Source organism: Candidatus Kuenenia stuttgartiensis (assembly GCF_900232105.1).
Taxonomy (GTDB): domain Bacteria; phylum Planctomycetota; class Brocadiia; order Brocadiales; family Brocadiaceae; genus Kuenenia; species Kuenenia stuttgartiensis_A.
This window is the reverse complement of record NZ_LT934425.1, coordinates 1,713,694-1,735,602: the sequence shown is the minus strand read 5'-3', so window position 1 is coordinate 1,735,602 and position 21,909 is coordinate 1,713,694. Positions and strand designations below refer to the sequence as shown.

Sequence of the window (21,909 nt, the reverse complement as noted above, 5' to 3'; positions counted from 1 at the left end):
CGACCAGAAAATAGCGCGGGGTCATTATCGTTAATCAGGTAAGGTTCTCGAAGGATGAATAATAAGGGTTTATACATTTTAAATAAAATTCATTGCAAGGTTGCTGTTTCAAAAATCTGACCTCTGATTAACCAGTCCTTACCATTTAACTATTGCCTGAACAAAAGATTTGCCATGAATACCTTCTCCCGCCTCATTTTCAACTTCATATTCAAACTTAAATATTACCTGTTTTATGGGTGAATAGTTTATTCCAAATGCAATCCGGTCGGCTTCGTTTCCGTCTGTAATATCTTTGTTTGGATCCACTGAATCGAAACGCAAAACCCCTTCAAGATATTTTAAATAATCCAGATCGAAGGGATACCGGTAAGTAGTTTGAACGTAATAGCCGTTTCTGTGATAATTCCCCCCATCTTCTGCCTTTTGTTCTACCCTGCTTGTAATATATTCCCCCCGGATTTCCAGATTTCCCCTTTTCAACTGAAAATCAGCGCCTAAAAAATCTATATCCCGTTTGTTGTTTTCATCATATTTTCCCCTTGAATATGAGCCGCCCACTTCAAATCCCGGAAAACACTCGAAGGCGATTCTTCCCCCCAGGGTCTTGCTGCTATTATTATCCCATAATTTCTGCACATCATTTGGTTCCGGGCCCTTGAGTCCATTTGTTATCGCGAATTCATATTTAAACCGTGTATTTAAAAATAAAGGAAGTGTTCCAAAAAACATTCCCCCATTGTCTGAATATGTTCCGGGAATAATCCTGATAGAAGGCAAAGGGCGGTCCACAAGTTTGTTAAAAGGGCCTTCTTCCGCAAACCGCTCAATACCAAACGGATACAAAAACCTGCCTGCGCGTATTTGCAGTACATCGCTTACTATTTCATAATTAAAGTGAAATGTTTCCAATTCAAATTGATTGAATCCCTCTTCAATCTCAAGTTCTGATACAAAAGAGAGTTTTTTTGTTATACGTTTGCCAAGCCAGAGAACGAGTTCATTCCCCTCCAAAAACTTTGAAGAAGGCTGCTGGGAATCATCATCTCTTCCTTTTACTGGGGTGGTGATTGCAAAAAAACCATGAAACTCAAATTTCTTCTCGTCATCTTTTTCCGGGAGAATGGCGTCAACGTCAAAATAAAAATCCTGCGGGAAAAAGCTACGTCTTTCTTTCTGGAGACTCAATGGCGCGGACGGCATAACTTCCTTTTCATCCCTTTCCGCATAGACTATACAGGCAAAGAAAATGAAGGAATGAACTATGAAAAATTTAGTCAAATAAAATTTCATAGAAAAGGGGCATCTAAAAAATTGGAATATTCAAAGATTAAGTATGGTATCCACGAGGATTCTGCAAAGATACCATATTTTATGCTGTTCTCAACCCTTATTTCTCAAGCTTTTTGGGTGATATTTGTCTGGTTTTCACTATATTTAATTGACAAATTAGCTCTTTATCTAAAAAAATACACAACATATGTGTTATTTATTAAAAGTTTAAATAAAAAGCCCGTTTCTTGTAAAAGGCAATAGAACAATGTAAAGCTGTTTCCATATGACAAGCAATGTTTCAAATAAACATTAACTTTGAAGAACATGAGTGATTAAATACCCTATCTTGGCTAAAGCGCCTGTTACGGAAGCCCTTATAGATATTCGCATATAAGGGTAAGGGGCAAATACTTCGTCCCTACTATTCATTTTTCTAAAAACTAAAATGTAACGATTTGTTTGACTATCCATTAATTAAAAGGTTATTATAACCACCTTGAAAAATGGAGTTTTTGCAAATATTTCCGGAAGGGATGAAATGAGAGTGAAAAAGGATACCTCTATTTCTTTATTCTATGACATGGTGGAACTGATGGAAAGGTTACGCGGCAAGGACGGCTGCCCGTGGGATAAAGAACAAAACCATGTAACCTTAAAACCCTATTTGGTGGAAGAGACATACGAAGTAATCGATGCAATAGATTCAGGCATACCGGACAAACTTAAAGAGGAACTGGCGGACCTGTTTCTGCAAATTATCTTCCACTGTCAAATTGCAAGGGAAAAAAAAGAGTTTGATATCAACGATGTAATGAAATTATGTCTGGACAAAATGATGCGCCGCCATCCCCATGTTTTTGGCGATTCGACAGCATCTACTTCAGAAGAAGTGGTTCAGCAGTGGGAGGCGATTAAAAAACAGGAGAAGGGATACGAAGAACGAAAATCTGCTGTTGATGGACTGCCAAAGCATCTTCCCGCGCTTCAAAAAGCGCAAAAAGTACAGAAGAAGGCGGCAAAAGTGGGATTTGACTGGAAAGATATAAACGATGTCATAGCAAAAGTGGAAGAAGAAATGGAGGAAGTTAAAGAGGCTATCGCAAAGAAAGAAACAAAAGACATGGAGGAAGAAATCGGAGATCTTTTGTTTTCCGTGGTGAATCTTTCCCGTTTTTTACAGTTTGACACAGAAAATATACTTCATAAAACCATATATAAATTTGTAGACCGCTTTAAAAAAATAGAAAAAGAACTTGCTTCCTGCGGAAAAGATATTGAACAGTGTTCGATAGAAGAATTGGATGCTCTCTGGAACAAGGTAAAAATGAATGCCCGGAAAAATATTTAAACTCCGGCAAAACGGCACGAACACCAGCACGGAGACGGTTGCAGGCTCGACTACGTTTTTGACAATGTCATACATCATATTCGTCCAGCCTGCGGTACTTTCCGGTTGCGGGATGGATTTTGGTGCTGTCATGACGGCGACGTGCATTTCCAGTGCATTTGCGTGCATACTCATGGCACTTCTTGCCAATTATCCCATACCGCCGGCGTTTTATTACTTATTACTTATTCTGTCGTTTTTCGGATTGCGTGAACTGGTAATATTTATCATACCCGATTCGTTAAAAAGCGCCATTGCCGTTGGAATCGGATTGTTGATTGCGCTGGTAGGGTTTGATATGGCGGAATTATTGTGGATAAACCTGGCGTCCTTGTTGGACTCGGCGACCCTAAATCGCCGGAAATGTGGTTACCGCTGTTTGGCGTCATTGCAATAGGAACAATGGTGGCCCTTAAAATCCGGGGAGCAATCTTGTATGGACATTCATAGGGGTCCCCCTCGGGTTGGTACATTATCAGGGTATTGTCAGCATGCCACCCTCAATAGAACCGACATTATTAAAATGCGACCCCGTTAAAATACTGACTCACCCAGGGCTTATTTCCATCGTTTTTGTTTTTTTCTTTTTAGACCTTTTTGATACCGTAGGAACGGTAGTCGGAGTTGGGGAACAAGGGGGATTCTATAAAAACGGAAAAATCCCACGGATAAAACGAGTGTTTCTATCGGACGCAATGGGAACAATAAGCGGCGCAATACCAGGCACTTCAACAGTCACCAGCTATATTGAAAGCGCGGCTGGAATTCAATTGGTTTTATTTCATATTCCATTTTAAAACTCATTACTGAAAAAGCACGCAATACCCACTGGGCAATCCATTTGGTGTCCGCTACATTTATTACCAGATACTTTTTTTTAAGAACGTAATAGATTTTTGATTCTGTTGTGTGTTATGATTTTATCTTTTATAAAAACCGTTTGAAGGATACAGTGCTATTTTTGCTTCTTTAGAAAACAAATGAAATGTGTTGCGATAGATTTTGAGACGGCAAATGCAAAGCGTTCCAGTGTTTGTTCTTTGGGATTGGCGATAATTGAAGAACAAACGATTGTAAAAAGGACGTCATGGCTTATCAGGCCACCGGAGCTTTACTTTGATCCGTTTAGTACATATATCCACGGGATCTCAGCAAAAGATGTAGAAGACAAACCGGAATTTTATCAATTGTGGGACGAAATATTTCCGTTCCTGGAAGGCAGTTATCTCGTCGCCCATAATGCAAGTTTTGATATGAGTGTATTGTGCTGCATTCTCGATGTGTACAAAATACCTTACCCGCCTCTCAATTATTTTTGCACCCTTGCAATAGCCAAACGTGTTTGGCCGGGGCTTCTTGGATACGCACTTAATAAAATTTCCCGATATCTTGAAATTGAGTTCAAACACCATGACGCAGAAGAAGACGCCGTGGCATGTGCAAAAATCCTGCTCCATGCATACAATGAACTCGGCGTGAATAATCTTGAAGAATTGGCAAAAAAAATAAAATTGCCCGAAAAATACCTCCTCCCGGACAATTTTACACCAACACTTAATCCACAGGTAAGTATTTCGAGTGTTAAGAAAGAGTAACAAATATTCGCAACTATCTTTCACCGTCCGCAATTTGCAGTTTGCCGACTGTAGATTGCCGATTGCCGACTGTACAGTATTCCCCATTAATAAAGGAGACCAGGGGGGCTGTTTACCTCAACTTACTGGGAAGGCACGAACATTTCCGACGGTTCTACACATCCGACATTTTAAAAATTACTCCGTAGTTTTCAGGGAAGATACATAATGCCCGATGGTTAACCCCTGGGCTACTATTGAAAACACGACGATTATGTAAGTTATTGTCAATAAGACCTCCCTCGATTCCCCTGCAGGAAGCGACAGGGCAAGCGCTACGGAGATACCGCCGCGCAATCCGCCCCATGTGAGGATTTTTATGGCATTCGGACTGAATTCTTTCAGAAAACGCATGAGCGTCACCGGCACACCCACACTTATAAAACGGGCTATCAACACGATAGGAATCATTATAAGCCCGGCAATCAGGTAATTTATTTTTATGGTAACCACCAGCACTTCCATCCCGATCATGAGGAAAAGAACCGCGTTTAATACTTCATCGATCAACTCCCAAAAAGAGTCCAGGTGGCCGCGTGTTTTCTCGCTCATCGCAAGGGTAACAAGTATCTCTACCTGATAGTTATCAACTGCCTTAAGCATAAAAAAAGCGATCATGCCAGTCACAAACCCAAAAACGATTCCTCCGACCGCTTCCTCGATAAAGAGAAAGGAGATGTGCTGAAAGGTCACTTCGTGCCCACCGGTTGCAATTTCCAAAAGGATTAAAAATACAACTACCGCAACTCCGTCATTGAAAAGGCTCTCGCCTGTGATTTTTGTTTCAAGGCTCTTGGAAACCCCCGCTTTCTTCAGTATGCCAATAACTGCGATAGGGTCTGTCGGGGCGATGAGCGCTCCAAACAAAAGGCAGTAAATGTAGGATAACTTGATATTCACCAGCGCAAATACCAGCCATGCCAGACTGCCCACAATAAAAGTATTTGCTATAATTCCAAATGTCGCCAGAATAATAATGATATACTTATGTTTTGAGAGGTCTTCCAGGTTGACATGTAACGCCCCCGCAAAAAGGAGAAAACTGAGCATGCCGTTCATAAGCGTTTTATTAAAGTCAATCCGGTTCAAAGCATATGCCGCTTTCACATGGATTTCTCCCAACCCGAACAGCCCCAATATTACAATGACCAAAGAAGTGAGAATTGTTATCAGCAAAATACCGATAGTGGTGGGAAGCTTTATGAGGCGAAAGTTTATGTAGCTGAAAATAGCTGCAAGGCTAATCAGGATTGCGATAAGGCTAAACATTCCCATAGTGTTAGTTTTTATGCAATTAATTTACAAGTGTTACACATTATCGTATCTTCGCGTTAAAAATACGCTTCATTTGTTGCAGTGCATATACATGATCTTTTTTAGTAAGCGCAGCTACACAATTTTGCGGAATAGTCACCGCGTAGCCCCTCATATATGCATCACAAACTGTGTACAATACGCAAATATTAGTAACCACCCCTGTAATTATCAAATGCGTTGCACCAAACTGTTTTAATACTTTTTGCAATGATGTTTTGTAAAAACATGAGTAGCGCTTCTTGGTAACGAGAAAATCATCTTTCCCCGGCGCCAGTTCCTTAACTATACACGCCCCTTCTGTTCCTTCAACGGCATGTTCCGGCCATAAGGAAAACTCCGGATCATTTTTTATGTGAGCGTCACAACAATAAATAACCGGAATGCCTGATTTTCTCGCCGACAGTATTTCCTTTTTTATTCCGGGAATAATGTCCCTTGCTGCCGGCACTTCCAGCGAAGCGCCTTTTTTAACGAAATCATTGAGCATATCACAAATAAGCAGCGCAGTATTAGCACTGTTAAGATTTTTTGTTTTAACCAATATCTTTTCCTGTTCCATTATTTGGCCTGATTATCGCCAATGAAAGAATAAAAGTCAAACAGAATGAATGAAATGGGGGAAATCTGTTTGGATTCCTTTTTAAAGTTAGTTAAAATTGAATCGCAACTTTTGTTTTTGCCGACGTAGGGGCGTATTGCAATACACCCCTACAAGAATGGTTTGAAATTTTTATACGTTTAATCAATTTTGCACACTATTTATCTGTCATGATTAACCTGGTCGATTATAAAAACGAACGGCAGTATAAAACTGTTTTCTTTGAAACATTTGGATGCCAGATGAACAAACTCGATGCGGAATTGTCATTGGGGCTTTTACAGGAAGACGGTTACAGCATTGTTGACAAGGTCGAAGAGGCGGACGTCATTTTATACAATACATGCAGTGTGCGCCAGCACGCTGAGGACAAGGTATATTCACATCTTGGCGCATTGAGAACCCTCAAGAAAAAACATCCCGATGTAATCATAGGCGTACTTGGCTGCATGGCGCAAAAGGACGCACAATCTATTTTCAAACGCATGCCCCACGTTGATCTGGTCTGCGGTACCAGGATGTTTACCCGGCTGCCTGAATTACTTTTGAAGATCAGGAACCATGGCAACCACGTTCTTGCTGTAGATGAGGATGAAATTGTTGATGTAAAAAGAATTGCCGCATACCGGCCAAACGTCTATCAGGCATTCGTCACCGTTATGAGAGGATGCGATAATTACTGTTCCTACTGTATTGTTCCCTATGTACGGGGTAGGGAGGTCAGCAGGACAATTGCTGACGTTGAGCGAGAAGTGTTGGAGCTTGTTTCAAACGGTTGCAGGGAAATTACCCTACTCGGGCAAAACATAAATTCATACGGAAAGAGTTTGCCGGGGAACATCACCCTTGGAGACCTCCTTATTGAATTGAATGGCATCGAAAAACTCGAACGGCTACGATTTGTAACTTCACACCCAAAAGACATGTCCCGCGACCTTATCCGCACCATGAGCCAACTTGATAAAGCCTGTGAATATTTACACATGCCTGCACAGTCCGGATCAGACCGGATACTAAAAAAAATGCATCGTGGTTATACGGCAGGTTATTACCGAGAACTCATACAATACGCGAGGGACCTCATGCCCACTATTAAAGTGGCAGGCGATTTCATTGTAGGTTTTCCGGGAGAAACGGAAGAAGATTTTCAGGAAACCGTGTGTTTAATGGAAGACATTCGCTTTCAAAACAGCTTCATATTCAAGTATTCAACCCGCACAGGCACTAAGGCTGCAGAACTGACAGACGACGTGCCTGATGAAATAAAGAAAAAAAGAAATACAACGCTACTGGATTTGCAAAAGAAAATCAGCCTTGAAGAAAATAAAAAACTGATTGGCAGGAAGCTGCAGGTGCTTGTCGAAGGCGCAAGCAAATCAGACCCCAACAAACTCTCCGGCAGGACGCGGCAGAACAATATTGTTGTGTTCAAGGGACAACCAGCGCTGGTGGGCACACTTGTGGATATAACAATAAATGAAGCAACAGACCTTACACTTTTTGGCACAATATAGCATTTCCCCTAACTATCTAACCCACGTAAAACCGGTAATCAGATTTTACATGTAGGGGCGAATTAGTTGCTATAAATTGATATACTCAATCAGACTGAAACCAGTGGTTTCAGTCTGATTGAGTATATAACAACTGAGCAGGGTAATGTTTACAAGAAACAAAAAATTCCATATTCAGATAATGTGATATTTTGTACTAAATAAACGGAGACGTAGCAGCTTTGTAGCAAATGCTTTGCCTCTATACTTTACAATTTTTTTAATCTGTACTACTATCCAGCAACTTCTTGTTTTTAATGCTCGTTTTTCAAAAGGCATAACCGTGAAGCATTGATTGGATGAGGCTTGCGTAAAGTTTGGAGCATTGAGGTTTTTGTCATTTGAATTTGTTGCGGCCAAAGGCTGCGCAAAGTAACTTGTAGTTCTACTTTCGTATTTGGCGTTTTGTGTTTGTCTGGCTGTTGGCGTGTTCAGGTTAGGTGTGATAATCGGCATTGATAGAGACGTATTCTTTTGATAAATCACACGTCCGGATTGTATCCGAGTAATCTCCGGTTCCTATTTGCAGTTTGATAAAAATATCACGCGCTTGCATAGAAGTTTTTAGGGTGGCATGATCAAAAGAGGCGGGCATTCCCTTTTCATACACAAGCACATCATTGATATGAAGCGTGGTATTTGCTTCGTCAAGCTCAACCCCGGCATATCCGGCGGCAGAAACGATACGCCCCCAGTTTGGGTCGCTTCCGTGCATTGCTGTTTTTACGAGAGGTGAATCTCCGATGGTTCTGGCGGTTTTGGTAGCGTCATTGAGGGATTTTGCACCCGTTACAAAGATTTGAATGAATTTTGTTGCCCCTTCCCCGTCCAGAATAATGGCTTTTGCCAGCCATCCGGCAACGTAGTCGAGCCCTTTCTGAAACAGTGATAATTCGGCCCCTTCAGACGTCACCTCAACGCCGGAAGCCCCGTTTGCAATAATGGCGGCGGTGTCGTTTGTACTCATGTGCCCGTCAATCGTGATACGGTTAAAAGATTGCTCTGCTGAATGTACAAGGCACGTATGCAAAAGGTCTGCTGAAATTTTAGCATCGGTCGTTAAGAAACAGAGCATTGTGGCAAGGTTTGGGGAGATCATTCCTGCCCCCTTGCAGATTCCTCCAATGAACACTTCTTTTCCTTGTGTTTTTATTTTAATCGCAATGCTTTTGGGTCTTGTATCCGTGGTCATAATCGCCTGCGCGATTGATCTTCCATGCGCAGGGGTATTGCCTAAAGAGGCGGATGCCTGCTGAATCCCCGCGGAAATTTTATCCATTGGCAAGTGTTTGCCTATGATGCCTGTGGAAGATACCAAAATTTCTTCCGGAGGAATTGCGAGGAGTTTTGACGTTATCAATGCCATCTCTTCAGCATCTTTGTAACCACGCTCCCCTGTGCATGCATTAGCATTGCCGCTGTTTACCACTACTGCACGAAGTTTTCCGCCCCGGGTGTTTTTTCTCCCCAGCAGTACAGGCGCAGCACATATCTTGTTTGTTGTGAAAAGAGCCGCTCCCGTTGCAGAGGTTTTTGAGAAAATTATGCCCAGGTCAAGACTCTCTTTTGCTGTTTTTATTCCACAATAAGTTCCTGAAGCCTGAAACTCTTTTGGAGTGACTATGCCCCCTGAAGGAAGTTCTTGTAAGTATTCGGGTACGTGTTCTTTCATGTATTAGGGGAACGTTTTATTGCCTGAAGTTTGAAGTATATTTTCAACGTAATAAACGGGAAAAATTCCTTATAAAACAAACACTGCGGCAGCTACAACGGTTGTCCATAAACCGTGCTTATCTCCTCTTGCCGCCTGAGTAATATTCCTTGTCTTTACAATCTTCCCGCTCATCCGGTAAATTTCTTTGCGTTCATCGTAGTTTTTCTCAGGGTCAAATTCGATACCCAGGGTGCTTGCTAACATGCTAGCCGCAAGGTCTTCAGCATAATCGCCGGATTTTTCCTCAGTTTCTCCGAAGGCATGGTGCTCGCTCAGATATCCATAACCCACGGTTGAAGGTATGGCCATACCGACGGAAGCGGTTATCATCCTGTTTGGTTCGCAAGTAGAATTTTCGCTCATTACACAGAAAACGACCTGCCCGGCCTTTAGCATGGGAACTCCCTGTGGCTTGGAGATTATCTTGCAATTTGGCGGACATATACTGGATACGCGTACCAAATTACATTTTTCTATACCAGCTTTTCTTAAGGCAAGTTCAAAGGATTGCAATTTGTCTTTATGTTTCCCAACGCCTTTTGTAAAGAAAACCATCTTTGGTATCATCATAATTATAATTCCTTCGAGAATGGTTGATTGTGTAAGATTTATAAAATGAAAAGAATTCTGGCGAGAATGGTTGATTGTGTAAAGTTTATAAAATGAAAAGAATTCGGGTAGTGAAACAAATTTCAGTATGAAAAGCAACATAATTATCACAAATAAAACAGGTGGTTTTTTTGTGGCGTAACTTCTAGCGCTGCCAGCTTATATCGATTAATTTCCGGAGCGATTCTTTCGCCCTTCCTTCATCGATAGACCGACCGGCGACGTCTATTCCCTCTCCGAAGGTTTTTGCCTTTCCTCCGGTGATGATTGCGGCCGCGGCATTCATAAGGACAATATCTCTTTTAGGGCTACGGACGCCGTTGAATACCTCTTTCATTGCCAGCGCACTCTCTTCCGGTGAATTTACCATAAGATCTGAAAGGCTGGATTTTTTTATTCCAAAATCCTGAGGTTCTATATAGTAGCTTTTTATTGCGCCGTCAGCAAGTTCGCAGATTTTTGTTTTTCCTGTGACGGTGATTTCGTCCAGACCGTCAAGTCCGTGTACAACAAAAGCATGTTTATCGCCTAACCGCTTTAGGGTTTCCGCAATGATAAAGGTCAGGTGTTCATTATATACCCCCAGAATACGGTGGACAGCGCCTGCAGGATTTGCGAGAGGCCCGATAAGATTAAATATTGTCCGTATCCCTATTTCCTTTCTTGGTTTGCCCGCATGTTTCATTGCCTGGTGTAAAAGAGGTGCAAAGAGAAATCCAACATTCGCAGCCTCAATACACTTCTCTACTGTTTTTACATCTGCCGCGATATTAACACCCAACCGCTGCAAAACATCCGCACTGCCACAATTACCCGAAACCGCTTTGTTCCCGTGTTTTGCGACTTTTATGCCCACTCCCGCTATAACAAATGCAGCCGCGGTAGAAATATTGAATGTGTTTTTTGCGTCACCGCCTGTTCCGCAGGTGTCAACAATTATCCCTGTACCGGCGTTTATCTGTAAGGCTTTTTGTCGTATCGCCAGCGCACACCCTGTTATTTCATCAACGGTTTCACCTTTCATACATAAGGCAGTTAAAAACGAGGCAATTTGAGACTCTGTCGCATACCCTTCCATAATTTGTGTCATAGCGGCAAAGCTTTCTTCCTGGCTCAAATTCCTTCTGTTTGTTAGTTTGTAAATTATTTCCTTGTTAAACATGGCGTTAAACATTCAAAGAGTAAAGGGTTGTTTTTTCCTCTTTCAAGAAACAGACAGATTAGATGTACGATTTACGATTTTAAATCGCACTTCGTAAACCGTACCTTGTAACATCCCAACTTCCGGCAGGCAGTGCCTGCCCTACATGGCTTCTTTTCCGAAGCAGACATAGATTTTGATACATATTTACCGTTCAGGTCAATTTTTTACTTGACGGATAATGACATAAGTTTTACAATTATCCTTTAATTTTTACAGACCAAATATTATAGAAAGGCTTTAAGGAGATTTATGGCAAAAATATTGATTACATCCGATGAAAACATAAGAGATGCTCTTCGAAGGTTCAAGAAAATGTGTGATAAAGAAGGTATTATTAACCAGTCAAAACGCATTGCGTATTTTGAAAAACCTTCGGAGAAAAAACGTCGTGAAGAAAGCCGTCGTATAAAAAATATTAAAAGGGCTCAAAAGCTGGGCATTTCAGGACAAACAGTGGTTGCACGCACAAGCTTTACCCGTTCTGGCAGAAATAATTAGCGGACGCCTCGTTTACAGAGGTGTTCTCCATGGTATTTTTGGTGCGTCGCCCCATAAAAGCTCGAGGTCATAAAAATGACGCATTTCCTGGCAAAAAAGGTGAAGCACCACATCTCCATAATCGATTAGTATCCATTTCGCCTCCGCATATCCCTCTATGCCGCTACGATAAATCCCATACTCTTTCATTTTTAGTTCAACTTCATCTGCAATACCCTGCAACTGACGGCTGTTCAATCCACTGCAAATAACGAAGAAATCGGCAATAAAGGATACCTCTTTTACCTCCAATATTACTATTTCTTCCGCTTTTTTATCGTCTGCAATTCTGGCAAATATAATTGCCTTTTCTTTAGAATCTAACGTTTTTTCTCTCCTTAAAACATAAAGTTTTTTTATTGAGTTTACAAAGCATCTTCGAAACCCGGATTATAGTGTGCTGAGGATTCGACATCCGCAATGTTGCTCCCGCAATAGAAACAAAACTTTGCGTATTTGGGATTTACGGATGCACAATCATCGCACCTGTAATACAAAAGCGTTCCGCATAAAATACAAAAATTTGCGCCTTTTGCATGATGATCAAACTGGCAATGAGAATTAGGGCATATTTTGCACTCTGCTTCCGCGTGGCTATTATTCGCCATAATTTTACCTCCTCTCTTTAAACGACCGCAATTTTGTAAAGGACTGTTGCAGTTAAAAAATACTACTACCTGCCACGGTTAAACAGGTTTATTGTAGCACTTTAGTTTTTTGAAAAATTCCAGCAATGTAGTGCGACGAGGTTCGTCGCACCAAAAAAAACAGTGCGATAAGGAATAGGGTCTACTCAAAACAATGCGACGAACCTCGTCGCACTACAAATCATTATTTCCAGTTTCAAAAGACTAAAGTGTACTATTTGTTTGACTATACCTTACGAGTGCACAAATTACGAAATGTAGAGCGAAGTACCACTTTGCTGATACCAATATATAGAGTAAGCGAAGAGACTCTTCGCTCTACAATTGAAAGCACAATTTGTGCACTCGTAAGGTATATATAAGCATGGCGCTGAATGTTTCAATTCAACGCCATGCTTTAGTTACCGCTAATTAAGGTGTAAAAAAGCGCTGATTTGTTCCGAATATTTAAGAGTGATTCCTGCAAAGACGACTGATACTACTGACATCAGCTTTAATAAAATATTTAACGACGGGCCAGAAGTATCTTTGAACGGATCCCCTACCGTATCTCCCACTACGGCTGCTTTATGCGCATCAGAGCCTTTTCCGCCAAATGCACCGCCTTCGATATATTTTTTTGCGTTATCCCATGCGCCGCCGGCGTTTGCCATGAAAACGGCCAGCAGAAATCCGGTCGTTAAGCTTCCCGCCAGGAGACCCACAATGCCAGGCACCCCCAGTATTAAACCGGTTGCAATTGGGGTCAGAAGCGCAAGTACAGATGGAAGTATCATTTCTCTCTGAGCGCCCTTAGTGCTTATGGAGACGCATGCGGCGTAATCCGGCGGGTTTTTCCCCTCCATAATACCAGGAATTTCGCGGAATTGCCTTCTTACCTCCTCTACCATACTACCCGCGGCACGCCCTACAGCCTTCATTGTCAATGCGCAAAAGACAAAGGAGATTAACCCCCCAATAAATAAACCGACCAACACCTTTGGATTAATTAAGGTAATATTCATAGAGGCCATAAGGTCGGCTAAGGTTGCTTTTGCTATGTCAATGTTTATGCCGGCAACCTGTATGACATGTGTTCCTGCACGCTCCAATCCTATTTTTACCTGCTCTACAAATGACGCAATCAATGCCATTGCGGTTAAAGCGGCCGACCCAATCGCAAACCCTTTCCCTGTGGCAGCCGTTGTGTTTCCTAAGGCATCCAGTGCATCTGTTCTTTCCCTGACGTACGGCTCAAGCCCGCTCATCTCCGCGTTACCGCCTGCATTGTCCGCAATTGGCCCATAGGCATCGGTAGCAAGAGTAATGCCTAGCGTGGAAAGCATGCTTACTGCGGCAATGGCAATGCCATACAGGCCGAGTGAAGTATTTGCGAAACCACCGGCAAAGCCAAAGCTTAATAAAATTGCAACCGAAATTGTTACCACAGGGATAATAGTAGATTTCATGCCCGTTGCAATGCCATCGATGATAACCGTCGCAGGGCCTGTTTTCGCATGCCCCGCTATGCCTTTTGTTGGTGAATAATTTGAGGAGGTATAATATTCTGTACCTTTGCCAATAATTATACCGGCAATTAATCCGGTAAATATGGAACCCCAAACACCGAAGTTTTGGGGCAGCATAAATTTAATAACGATTGCCGATGTTATCAGTATCAGAATCGAACTTATGTTAACTCCTTTCCCCAAGGCTTTCAAAAGTTCTTTTTGCGTCGCCTCTTCTTTTGTCTTCACCGTATATATGCCTATAATGGAGAGAATAATACCTACTCCCGCCAATATCATGGGCACAACCATTCCGGCGATGCCTAAACCTGCGGTTATTGCCAATGCAGCGCATGCCAGCATTGAATTGTAATAGGATTCATACAAATCAGCTCCCATGCCTGCCACGTCGCCAACATTGTCGCCGACGTTATCCGCAATGGTCGCAGGATTTCTCGGGTCATCTTCAGGAATGCCCGCCTCTATTTTTCCTACCAGGTCGGCCCCGACATCTGCGGCTTTGGTGAATATTCCACCGCCAACCCTGGCAAATAGTGCCTGAGAGCTTGCGCCTATGCCAAAACACGGTAACATCATCGCCATATCCAGCAAGGTAAAATTGGTAAATTTGCGAAACACAAAAAACCACAAGGAAATATCCAGAAGCCCCATTCCCACAACTACAAGCCCCATCACCGCGCCGCTTCTAAAAGCAATCTGTAATCCCTGGTTTAACGATTTCCTTGCGCCTTCTGCGGTTCTTGCACTTGCATTTGTTGCTGTTTTCATCCCCAAAAATCCGGCAAATCCCGATAAAAAAGCGCTGGACAGGAACGCGAAAGGCACTACTGTCGATTGGAGTTTTAATCCGTAGGAGATGAAAAGAAGTACGAGAAATGCACCGACAATAAAGATGCCGATTACCTTATATTGTTGTTTTAGATATGCATAAGCGCCTTTCCGTACGTGCATTGCAATGGAAATCATCTTTTCATTGCCCTCCGGAAATTTCATAACGCCTCTGTAAAATTTCATTGCGAAGAAAAGACCGCATATTGCTCCAAACGGGGCAATCCACCAAAGTATAGGTATTGAGCGAGAACTATCTTCTGCTGTGCCTTTAGTTGACATTAGGGGGTGCCCGATGTCAAACGCAGGCATCTCCGTGCTTATCTTTGCGGCTGTTTGAGCCTGGGCATTGTGAGAAAAAATATCTGACTTTACCGCCCCAAAGATAAAAATGGTCAACATCAAAAGTATCATTATGATACTCACACGGTTGACTTTAAATATAAGATTAAAAATACGTAAAAAATTATTCATCGACGTACATTATTCTCCTTTCTGCCAATCATTTCTTTAATTTAAAAATATAACGAAGCAAAGTAATACAACACATTCACTAAAAGATTTATTTCTCCCAGTCTTGCAAGACGGAATTGTCGGCTTTATTTATTGTATCGCACAAAACCATTTTTTTCTCTTCCAGCTTTTTGATAAACGTTTTTACCTCTACCAGCGTATCTTCAGGGTATTTTTCGCCATATTCTTTCCATTCCTTTATTGCAGTTTCAACATAATCAAGGGCACTTCCAAAATTCCCCTCTTCTTCTGCACATAGCGCCGCTTTCCACAAGGTATGGCAAATGGTTCTTTCTATCGCAGCGATATTTCTCAGCTTTGGCGCGTTTACAACAGATTTTCCCATCCAGAAAAGGGCGGCTTCGTAATTGTCTTCCCCATCTTCTTTTTTCAATTGTTCCCTGTTAAATGTTGCATATTTAAAGTACCGTTGATCAAACAAATGCGCATACATAAACCCTAATTCAAAAAAAAGATCACCGCTCCCGGGATTTTTCAACGCCCCTTTCTTTGCGAAATGCAATCCAGCGCTGACCCATTTCCATTTGTTTTGCGGCGAATCCCATTCATGGGCGATATTATATGCCATATTCCATGCCTGAAAGATCCAAACCGCAGGAAAATCAGGCTGTAATTTAGATATGAGATTGTTAATAGTCAACAATTCATAATATTTTTTCTCCTCGTGCCTGGCAAGCGCCCTTACCCACAGAAGGTCAACGACAATGCCACGAAGCCCGCCGGACAAAAGCAAAGGAATTGTTTCGGCAGGAGAATAATTCACTGGCGTTGCTGTTGAATTATTCCGGTAAGAAATTACACCTATATTGACAAAAAAGATGATACATAGCAGTGCATATAAAAATAAGCGCCTTTTTCGCAGCATTCCGTACTTAAAAGAATTCTCTCTTTTTTAATAGTATGCAAGAAATAAGAGTACAAATTAGTACGTATATTACCGTATATTGCACAGAGAATCCAATGGTTTCTAAAGGGATATTTATACCCTTTAAAAGATATGCCAGGCTGTCAAATCTTTTAAAATCAGGCAAAATAAACGAAACCCATTCTAAGGGTTTTTTAGAGAAATACTCCATATATATCATAAAGATATTTGGGTTTTTTATCATCCCATGTAATGCGTGTTCATGTGTGCCGGAATGATGCAATAATAATGAAAAGTCTTTTACGAAATCCAGTAAATGTCCGCATAGGAAGACAGTAAATGCCAATAAAATGCTGACCGGCGCGGAGAGATATGCAGAACCCATTACGGCAACCGCGATTATCAGTAAAAATTTCAAAAAGGTTACGGCTATTGCCTTCGCATAGTTGAATACAAATCCTCTTTGCAGGGAGAAGACCTTCACACTGTTTTGTGTAGCGCCAATATAATCAGTAACAAGAACCGGAAAAGCGGTTATTTTAATATCGTTGTGTGTTTTTATGATTCCCGGGTTTATGCTGACCGTTAATATTTCGTCTGCCTTTGCAGAAAAAACCTCTGTCTTGTTTTCTTCCGGGTGAATGCCTTCGATTCCAATTGCAAGGGGGATCGTATCTGCGATATCCCTGCTGCTATCCAATTTAAGATGAAGTTCCACTTCAAAGGGAAAGGTTTTTTCGGCTTTTTCGTGCAAATTGGGAAAGTTCCATACGGCGACACCTTCTCCCCCACCCATGATCCAGCGAATCCTTTCTTTTTCACGATGCACATTCCCCTGAATATGAAAATGCTGAGCATTGAATTCTTTACGGGCCTTGAACAATCCTTTTTGTTCCGATAGCCGGTGAGAGGAGGCACAAAAAACAAACACAATATTGACAAAACCCAATACGGCCAGGATAAAAGCCGCTAACAATGAAAAACCAAGTGTTTTGCCGGCAACAAATTTAAAAGGAGAAACAGGTTTTGAAAGAACACTAAAAATGGTTTTTTTTTCAATATCGTACGGTAACGAAATTGCGGAGTAGATGATTATTCCGGTTATGCAAAAAACCGTCACTACCTGAAAAAACAATATCAGCATTATTTTTGGCAGTGCGTCGGGTTCATTTGCCGATGAAATTAACGGCGATATTGCCAAAATAATGGCGCCGGAGCCAATTAATATGTGAGGTATTTTTTTTCTAATAGCCTCTCGTAATGTATGAGTGGCAAGAGTTAGTACCATCAGTCCGAATGAGAAAATACTCTAATTGTGCTGCTGTATGATGTTAACAAACAGTTCCTCCAATGTTGAACGATGAGGATGCATAGAAAGTACTTCGCCGTTTTTCTCCGCTATAAATTTTTTTACCAATTCTAAATCGCCGTCAGATAGGTTTTTGACCAGAAACTCCATTACTTCGTTTCGGCAAAGCAATTCCTTCACGTTGCCTGACACTTGCAAAACACCTTTATTAAGAATCGCGATTCTGCTGCAAATACTTTGCACGTCTGCCAACAGATGAGAACAGAGCAATACGGTTTTGCCCTGTTTGTTAAATTCACTTATCAGCTCTTTTATTTCCCGGCGGCCTATTGGGTCAAGCCCGCTGGTAGGCTCGTCCAGTATAATCAAATCCGGGTCATTTATTATCGCCTGTGCAATGCCGATTCTCCTCAGCATCCCTTTTGAGTATTTACTCAAAAGGCGCTTTCGGTAAGGGTTCAACCCTACAAGGTAGATTAATTTATCGATCCTTTCCTTTCTTTCTTTTCGGGAAAGATTGAAAAGTTTTCCATAAAAATCCAGGATCTCTTCCGCATTCAAAAATGTATATAAATAGGATTCTTCTGGTAAAAAACCGATCTTATTTTTGGTTTGTATATGGCCGGAAGGTTTTCCCAATAACCAGGACCTGCCGCTGGTGGGGTGAAGAAATCCAAGGAGTAATTTAACAGTAGTAGTCTTTCCCGATCCGTTGGGACCTAAAAGCCCAAATATTTCTCCCTGTTTGATTTCAAGATTCAGATTTGTCAGGGCGGGAACACTTTTCCGTTTCCAAAAATCTTTGTAAACCTTAGTAAGGCCTTCTATTTTAACGGCAAAACTATCCACGCAGTTTTAATTTTTCCACACAATACCAGGCGTTATACATAATATAAGGGAATTACGGCGGTAATGGCCTGGAAGCGTAGATACTCTAATCAAATTCATTTAATTAGTCAAACAATATTTAAGGCAATAATTTATGAGGGAAAAACACGATTTAACTATTCATTGGATTGGACGCGAAAACAGTCGGCAGTCTACAGTCGGCAATCTGCAATCTGCAATCTGCAATCTGCTGACGGTAGACTGTATACTGTATACTGCCGATTGCTTTAAAATTTGTCACTTGGAAAATCGCTGCGAAACAGATATAGTATTTTATAATTATTGCAATATATTCTTGTTTTACAATCTTTTGGTCTAAAAATACTCCCGGTAAAATGAAGCATAATCATTTCAATTTATCTATCTCCTTTTCATTTATTTTGTTCGTAGCCACTATTTTATCCCCTTCCCTCAACACGCTTTTTGCAATGGGTGACGCCTCAAAGTTTACCTTTGTACAGATTGAGTATTCCAACGGCAATTGGAACCCACGGCCAAATACCGGCAACCGGCTCATGTGGGAGCTGATGAAGAGAACCAGCGTGGAAGCAAGCATTGGGACCAGATCCGTCATGCCCGGCGATAAAGAGTTATTTGAATATCCCTTTGCCTACATGTCGGGAGACCGTGAATTTCCCCCTTTTAGTGATAGCGAAATTAGTAATCTTAAGTTGTACCTTGAGTTCGGAGGAACCTTGCTCATTGACGACTGCATTGGAAAGGACAATTTCGGTTTCGATAAATCCATACAACGGGAAATTAAGCGGATATTCCCAAACAAATCGTTAGAGCCTCTTTCATTAGAACATACCATCTTTAAATCCTTTTATCTGCTGAACAGGGCATATGGCCGGATTATGGAAAAGACGTTTCTGGAAGGGATAACACTTGGGAATCGTACCGTAATAATTTATTCACACAATGACCTCGGCGGCGCATGGGCGAAAGACCCTCTGGGTACGTGGGAATACGAAGTGATTCCCGGAGGGGAGAGGCAGCGGGAAATGGCCTTTCGCCTCGGGATAAATATCATTATATATGCCCTGACGGGGGATTACAAACAAGACCAGGTACACCTTCCCTTCATCATGAAAAGAAGGATGTGAAAACTATCAGGAACAATGAGCAGCCGCCATTTCTGAAAAACATGTCTGATTTTTTATGCGGTAATTGCCGGGGTATTTCAAACCGCCGGTAAAAACCGCAACACACACATTCTTTTAAACATGTCCTGTAAAAGTCAAACAACAAGCTTTTTAGCGGAACGCGCGAAAATCCACCCAGCCAGGCATTGGTTTCGTCGCTAGTTTGCCTGTTTTGATACCTCGTAACATTTTGGCAGGGGAAAACATCCGATAAAATGAAAATTTATATACAATTTAAATTTTTTAAAAAAATATTTCATATTCAAAAGATCAGTGATACGGTGCTGTTGTTTTGTGCAATCTTCTTTATTTATGGGATATTTGTCAACAGCAATGATCAAAATTCATACACCTTGCAACAAGCAGGAATAGAGGCTATTGCTGAAAGAGGAACCCTGTATGTTGATGGTAGCCCGACCCCGAAACTCAAAAGGCCTGGAGATGTGTTTAATCATGAAGGACATCTTTACGCAGCCAAACAGCCAGGGCAATTCTTTATAGGCACAATAATCTATTTCATATTGTATATTATTGGCATAACCTATGAAAATAGTTACTTGCTAACATCCTCGCTGGTCACTTGGTTTACTTCGGGCGCAATGACTTCATTAATAGTCGTTATGCTCTTTAAAATAGGTGTTTTCCTAACCAAAAACAAAAAATTTAGCTTCCTGGTCGCAATATTTTATGGGTTAGGCACCATATCATTCCCATACTGCGGGGTTACTCATCATGATATCTATGGTACTTTCTTAATATTTGCTTCATTTTATTTTCTTTTTTTAAGCTTCCACTCCTCCCAGGTAAATAAAACCTTCTGCACGGTAGTCTCCGGTATAACGGCAGGTGTATCTATTTTCACATCAGCCCTTCCTGTATTTATTTTATTAGGATTACTATTATACATTTTAACTTTTAAAAAATGGAAGCACCTGTTTTTGTTTTTAATTGTATTTACTTTTTCGGTTTCCCCCTTATTCCTTTACAATTACTATGCTTTTGGGAGTCCTTTCCTGCCTGCAAATATTGCTGGTAATTTTAACGATACATACCCTGCTTTTTCTCTCAACAACATTCTGGGAAAAATACATTTTTATTTTCTCTCACCAAAGACAAGTATTTATGCCTTTTCACCAATAATTGTCCTGTCGTTTTTCGGTATTTTTTTTATCCGCAAGGAATTTTTCAGAGAGAAACTTTTTTTAATACTACAATTTGTATTTTTAATTTCATATTTAATCAATATGAGCACCGTTGGTCATTGTCAATATGGACCAAGATATTTACTTCCCACCCTGCCGTTCCTGATCTTAGGTTTATGCCCCTACTGGACGGATTTGAACTCAGGTTTGTTAAGAAAGACCTTGAATACAGAATTCTTTAAAAGAGTCGTCATTATATCGGGATGTGTTTCTATAATTATTTGCTCCATAGGAGCCTTGCATGGCACTATGTATTGTTCTCTTAATATTTGGGCTTTTAAATATTATATAGGAAAAACTATTACAGGAAACCTGCCTGAATTCCCTTTAATGGGAATATCAGTTCTCCTTCTGGCAATTACATTAATCATTTGGGCAATTAAGTATAATGAAAATATATGGAAATATTATGCCCCTGATATCGCCTCATTAAAAAAAGAACTATTGCGCATCAACCGTTTATGGCTAACGAGTAATGCTTACCTGTTATTCATCATTTTTCTTGCAATATTTTTAAGACTGATTAATTTACATGAAAATCCTAATGGTTTTTATTCGGACGAAGCATCCATTGGCTATAATGCTTATTCTGTTTTACAAACGGGTAAAGATGAACATGGGACACTGTTGCCACTCTATTTTAAGGCCTTTGGTGAATATAAAAATCCTGTCTATATCTATGCCGTTATCCCATTCATAAAAATATTTGGTTTGAATGTATTTGCTGTCAGATTCACTGCCGCTATGTTTGGAATGCTGACAGTGTTTTTTACCTATCTTTTGGCCAAAGAGATATTTAATAAACGTGTTGGTTTGTGGGCAGCCTTTTTCCTCGCTGTTACCCCCTGGCATATTCAATTTAGCAGGATAGCCTTTGAGGCGATTTCACTTCCCTGTCTTTTTACAATTGGTTACTATTTCTTACTAAAAGGCCTGAAAAATGGTAAATATCTACTTTTCAGTGCGGCAATCTTTGCTTTAACACTTTACACGTATGCTCCTGCCAAGCTTTTCGTGCCGCTTTTTCTATTAGTCTTCCTCATTATAAATTACAGGCGGCTTTTCCAGCATAAAACGGAGCTATTCTTGTCTCTCTTAATAGGTTTTTTCTTTTTGCTCCCTCTTTTGAATTTCACCTTCAACGGTCCTGGCCAA

The 21,909-nt window shown here is 41.0% G+C and carries 19 protein-coding genes and 1 pseudogene; 8 read left to right on the top strand and 12 right to left on the bottom strand.

Annotation, left to right across the window (positions count from 1 at the left end; translation table 11 throughout):
* Positions 1–138: 138 nt before the first annotated feature.
* Positions 139–1,203: a porin gene (locus KSMBR1_RS07985; protein ID WP_169703197.1), complete on the bottom strand. Its 1,065-nt coding sequence runs from the start codon at positions 1,201–1,203 to the stop codon at positions 139–141.
* Positions 1,204–1,813: 610 nt separating this feature from the next.
* Between KSMBR1_RS07985 and mazG the strand changes: the two genes are divergently transcribed.
* The 4 genes from mazG to KSMBR1_RS07965 all read left to right on the top strand — a co-directional run bounded on the left by mazG (position 1,814) and on the right by KSMBR1_RS07965 (position 4,257).
* On the top strand, positions 1,814–2,623 hold the full coding sequence (mazG, locus tag KSMBR1_RS07975; protein WP_099327014.1) for a nucleoside triphosphate pyrophosphohydrolase: 810 nt from the start codon (positions 1,814–1,816) through the stop codon (positions 2,621–2,623).
* The gene (locus KSMBR1_RS21945; protein WP_197705379.1) at positions 2,604–3,059 is read left to right on the top strand and encodes a hypothetical protein; all 456 of its coding nucleotides are present in this window, start codon (positions 2,604–2,606) and stop codon (positions 3,057–3,059) included. The genes mazG and KSMBR1_RS21945 overlap by 20 nt, the downstream gene beginning before the upstream one ends.
* A 94-nt stretch (positions 3,060–3,153) precedes the next feature.
* Positions 3,154–3,459, top strand: coding sequence for a solute carrier family 23 protein (locus KSMBR1_RS21940; protein WP_230405727.1), 306 nt, complete (start codon positions 3,154–3,156; stop codon positions 3,457–3,459).
* A gap of 183 nt (positions 3,460–3,642) precedes the next feature.
* On the top strand, positions 3,643–4,257 hold the full coding sequence (locus KSMBR1_RS07965) for a 3'-5' exonuclease (RefSeq protein ID WP_099324835.1): 615 nt from the start codon (positions 3,643–3,645) through the stop codon (positions 4,255–4,257).
* Positions 4,258–4,434: 177 nt separating this feature from the next.
* Here KSMBR1_RS07965 and KSMBR1_RS07960 read toward each other — a convergent pair whose 3' ends face one another.
* Positions 4,435–5,571 (bottom strand): cation:proton antiporter, encoded by a 1,137-nt coding sequence (locus KSMBR1_RS07960; RefSeq protein ID WP_099324834.1) that lies wholly within the window; start codon positions 5,569–5,571, stop codon positions 4,435–4,437.
* A 40-nt stretch (positions 5,572–5,611) separates the two neighbouring features.
* Positions 5,612–6,154: a cysteine hydrolase family protein gene (locus tag KSMBR1_RS07955; protein WP_230405728.1), complete on the bottom strand. Its 543-nt coding sequence runs from the start codon at positions 6,152–6,154 to the stop codon at positions 5,612–5,614.
* 227 nt (positions 6,155–6,381) lie between these two features.
* On the opposite strand from KSMBR1_RS07955, the gene miaB reads away from it, so the two are divergent.
* A complete protein-coding gene (miaB, locus tag KSMBR1_RS07950; RefSeq protein WP_099324832.1) occupies positions 6,382–7,725 on the top strand; it encodes a tRNA (N6-isopentenyl adenosine(37)-C2)-methylthiotransferase MiaB in 1,344 nt (447 codons plus the stop codon).
* A 475-nt stretch (positions 7,726–8,200) separates the two neighbouring features.
* Here miaB and argJ read toward each other — a convergent pair whose 3' ends face one another.
* The 3 genes from argJ to trpD form a co-directional block, all read right to left on the bottom strand.
* The gene (argJ, locus tag KSMBR1_RS07940; RefSeq protein ID WP_099324830.1) at positions 8,201–9,436 is read right to left on the bottom strand and encodes a bifunctional glutamate N-acetyltransferase/amino-acid acetyltransferase ArgJ; all 1,236 of its coding nucleotides are present in this window, start codon (positions 9,434–9,436) and stop codon (positions 8,201–8,203) included.
* 69 nt (positions 9,437–9,505) lie between these two features.
* Positions 9,506–10,048 carry a pyruvoyl-dependent arginine decarboxylase gene (locus tag KSMBR1_RS07935; RefSeq protein WP_169703198.1) on the bottom strand — a complete coding sequence of 181 codons (543 nt, stop codon included), beginning with the start codon at positions 10,046–10,048 and terminating at the stop codon, positions 9,506–9,508.
* Between the two features lie 184 nt (positions 10,049–10,232).
* The gene (gene trpD / locus KSMBR1_RS07930) at positions 10,233–11,249 is read right to left on the bottom strand and encodes an anthranilate phosphoribosyltransferase (protein WP_099327012.1); all 1,017 of its coding nucleotides are present in this window, start codon (positions 11,247–11,249) and stop codon (positions 10,233–10,235) included.
* A gap of 291 nt (positions 11,250–11,540) precedes the next feature.
* Between trpD and rpsU the strand changes: the two genes are divergently transcribed.
* On the top strand, positions 11,541–11,789 hold the full coding sequence (rpsU, locus tag KSMBR1_RS07925; RefSeq protein WP_099324829.1) for a 30S ribosomal protein S21: 249 nt from the start codon (positions 11,541–11,543) through the stop codon (positions 11,787–11,789).
* A gap of 12 nt (positions 11,790–11,801) precedes the next feature.
* On the opposite strand, the gene rsfS is transcribed toward rpsU, so the two are convergent.
* From rsfS to KSMBR1_RS07895, 6 genes are all read right to left on the bottom strand, one after another.
* Positions 11,802–12,116: a ribosome silencing factor gene (gene rsfS, locus KSMBR1_RS07920; protein WP_197705413.1), complete on the bottom strand. Its 315-nt coding sequence runs from the start codon at positions 12,114–12,116 to the stop codon at positions 11,802–11,804.
* Positions 12,117–12,193: 77 nt separating this feature from the next.
* Entirely contained in the window at positions 12,194–12,436 is a 243-nt protein-coding gene (locus KSMBR1_RS07915; protein ID WP_099324827.1) for a zinc ribbon domain-containing protein, read from the bottom strand.
* Between the two features lie 446 nt (positions 12,437–12,882).
* Positions 12,883–15,093, bottom strand: coding sequence for a sodium-translocating pyrophosphatase (locus tag KSMBR1_RS07910; protein WP_099327011.1), 2,211 nt, complete (start codon positions 15,091–15,093; stop codon positions 12,883–12,885).
* 280 nt (positions 15,094–15,373) lie between these two features.
* Positions 15,374–16,108, bottom strand: coding sequence for a hypothetical protein (locus tag KSMBR1_RS07905; protein ID WP_157820464.1), 735 nt, complete (start codon positions 16,106–16,108; stop codon positions 15,374–15,376).
* 109 nt (positions 16,109–16,217) lie between these two features.
* The gene (locus tag KSMBR1_RS07900) at positions 16,218–17,498 is read right to left on the bottom strand and encodes an ABC transporter permease family protein (protein WP_099324825.1); all 1,281 of its coding nucleotides are present in this window, start codon (positions 17,496–17,498) and stop codon (positions 16,218–16,220) included.
* 21 nt (positions 17,499–17,519) lie between these two features.
* Positions 17,520–18,368 carry an ABC transporter ATP-binding protein gene (locus KSMBR1_RS07895; RefSeq protein ID WP_099324824.1) on the bottom strand — a complete coding sequence of 283 codons (849 nt, stop codon included), beginning with the start codon at positions 18,366–18,368 and terminating at the stop codon, positions 17,520–17,522.
* A 374-nt stretch (positions 18,369–18,742) separates the two neighbouring features.
* Here KSMBR1_RS07895 and KSMBR1_RS07890 point away from each other — a divergent pair, with 374 nt between their 5' ends.
* Together KSMBR1_RS07890 and KSMBR1_RS23320 are read left to right on the top strand one after the other, a co-directional pair.
* Positions 18,743–19,513 (top strand): DUF4159 domain-containing protein, encoded by a 771-nt coding sequence (locus tag KSMBR1_RS07890; RefSeq protein ID WP_099324823.1) that lies wholly within the window; start codon positions 18,743–18,745, stop codon positions 19,511–19,513.
* Positions 19,514–20,796: 1,283 nt separating this feature from the next.
* Positions 20,797–21,870 (top strand): annotated as a pseudogene (locus tag KSMBR1_RS23320) (ArnT family glycosyltransferase); the annotation flags it as partial.
* Positions 21,871–21,909: the final 39 nt, after the last annotated feature.

What these genes read in the sequence shown, in the direction of transcription:
- KSMBR1_RS07900 (WP_099324825.1), bottom strand. Translation starts at nt 17,498, where the DNA reads ATGGTACTAACTCTTGCCACTCATACATTACGAGAGGCTATTAGAAAA.
- KSMBR1_RS07915 (WP_099324827.1), bottom strand. Translation starts at nt 12,436, where the DNA reads ATGGCGAATAATAGCCACGCGGAAGCAGAGTGCAAAATATGCCCTAAT.
- KSMBR1_RS07890 (WP_099324823.1), top strand. Translation starts at nt 18,743, where the DNA reads ATGAAGCATAATCATTTCAATTTATCTATCTCCTTTTCATTTATTTTG.
- argJ (WP_099324830.1), bottom strand. Translation starts at nt 9,436, where the DNA reads ATGAAAGAACACGTACCCGAATACTTACAAGAACTTCCTTCAGGGGGC.
- trpD (WP_099327012.1), bottom strand. Translation starts at nt 11,249, where the DNA reads ATGTTTAACAAGGAAATAATTTACAAACTAACAAACAGAAGGAATTTG.
- KSMBR1_RS07910 (WP_099327011.1), bottom strand. Translation starts at nt 15,093, where the DNA reads ATGTCAACTAAAGGCACAGCAGAAGATAGTTCTCGCTCAATACCTATA.
- KSMBR1_RS07960 (WP_099324834.1), bottom strand. Translation starts at nt 5,571, where the DNA reads ATGGGAATGTTTAGCCTTATCGCAATCCTGATTAGCCTTGCAGCTATT.
- KSMBR1_RS21940 (WP_230405727.1), top strand. Translation starts at nt 3,154, where the DNA reads ATGCCACCCTCAATAGAACCGACATTATTAAAATGCGACCCCGTTAAA.
- KSMBR1_RS07985 (WP_169703197.1), bottom strand. Translation starts at nt 1,203, where the DNA reads ATGCCGTCCGCGCCATTGAGTCTCCAGAAAGAAAGACGTAGCTTTTTC.
- miaB (WP_099324832.1), top strand. Translation starts at nt 6,382, where the DNA reads ATGATTAACCTGGTCGATTATAAAAACGAACGGCAGTATAAAACTGTT.
- KSMBR1_RS07965 (WP_099324835.1), top strand. Translation starts at nt 3,643, where the DNA reads ATGAAATGTGTTGCGATAGATTTTGAGACGGCAAATGCAAAGCGTTCC.
- mazG (WP_099327014.1), top strand. Translation starts at nt 1,814, where the DNA reads ATGAGAGTGAAAAAGGATACCTCTATTTCTTTATTCTATGACATGGTG.
- KSMBR1_RS07935 (WP_169703198.1), bottom strand. Translation starts at nt 10,048, where the DNA reads ATGATGATACCAAAGATGGTTTTCTTTACAAAAGGCGTTGGGAAACAT.
- rpsU (WP_099324829.1), top strand. Translation starts at nt 11,541, where the DNA reads ATGGCAAAAATATTGATTACATCCGATGAAAACATAAGAGATGCTCTT.
- KSMBR1_RS21945 (WP_197705379.1), top strand. Translation starts at nt 2,604, where the DNA reads ATGCCCGGAAAAATATTTAAACTCCGGCAAAACGGCACGAACACCAGC.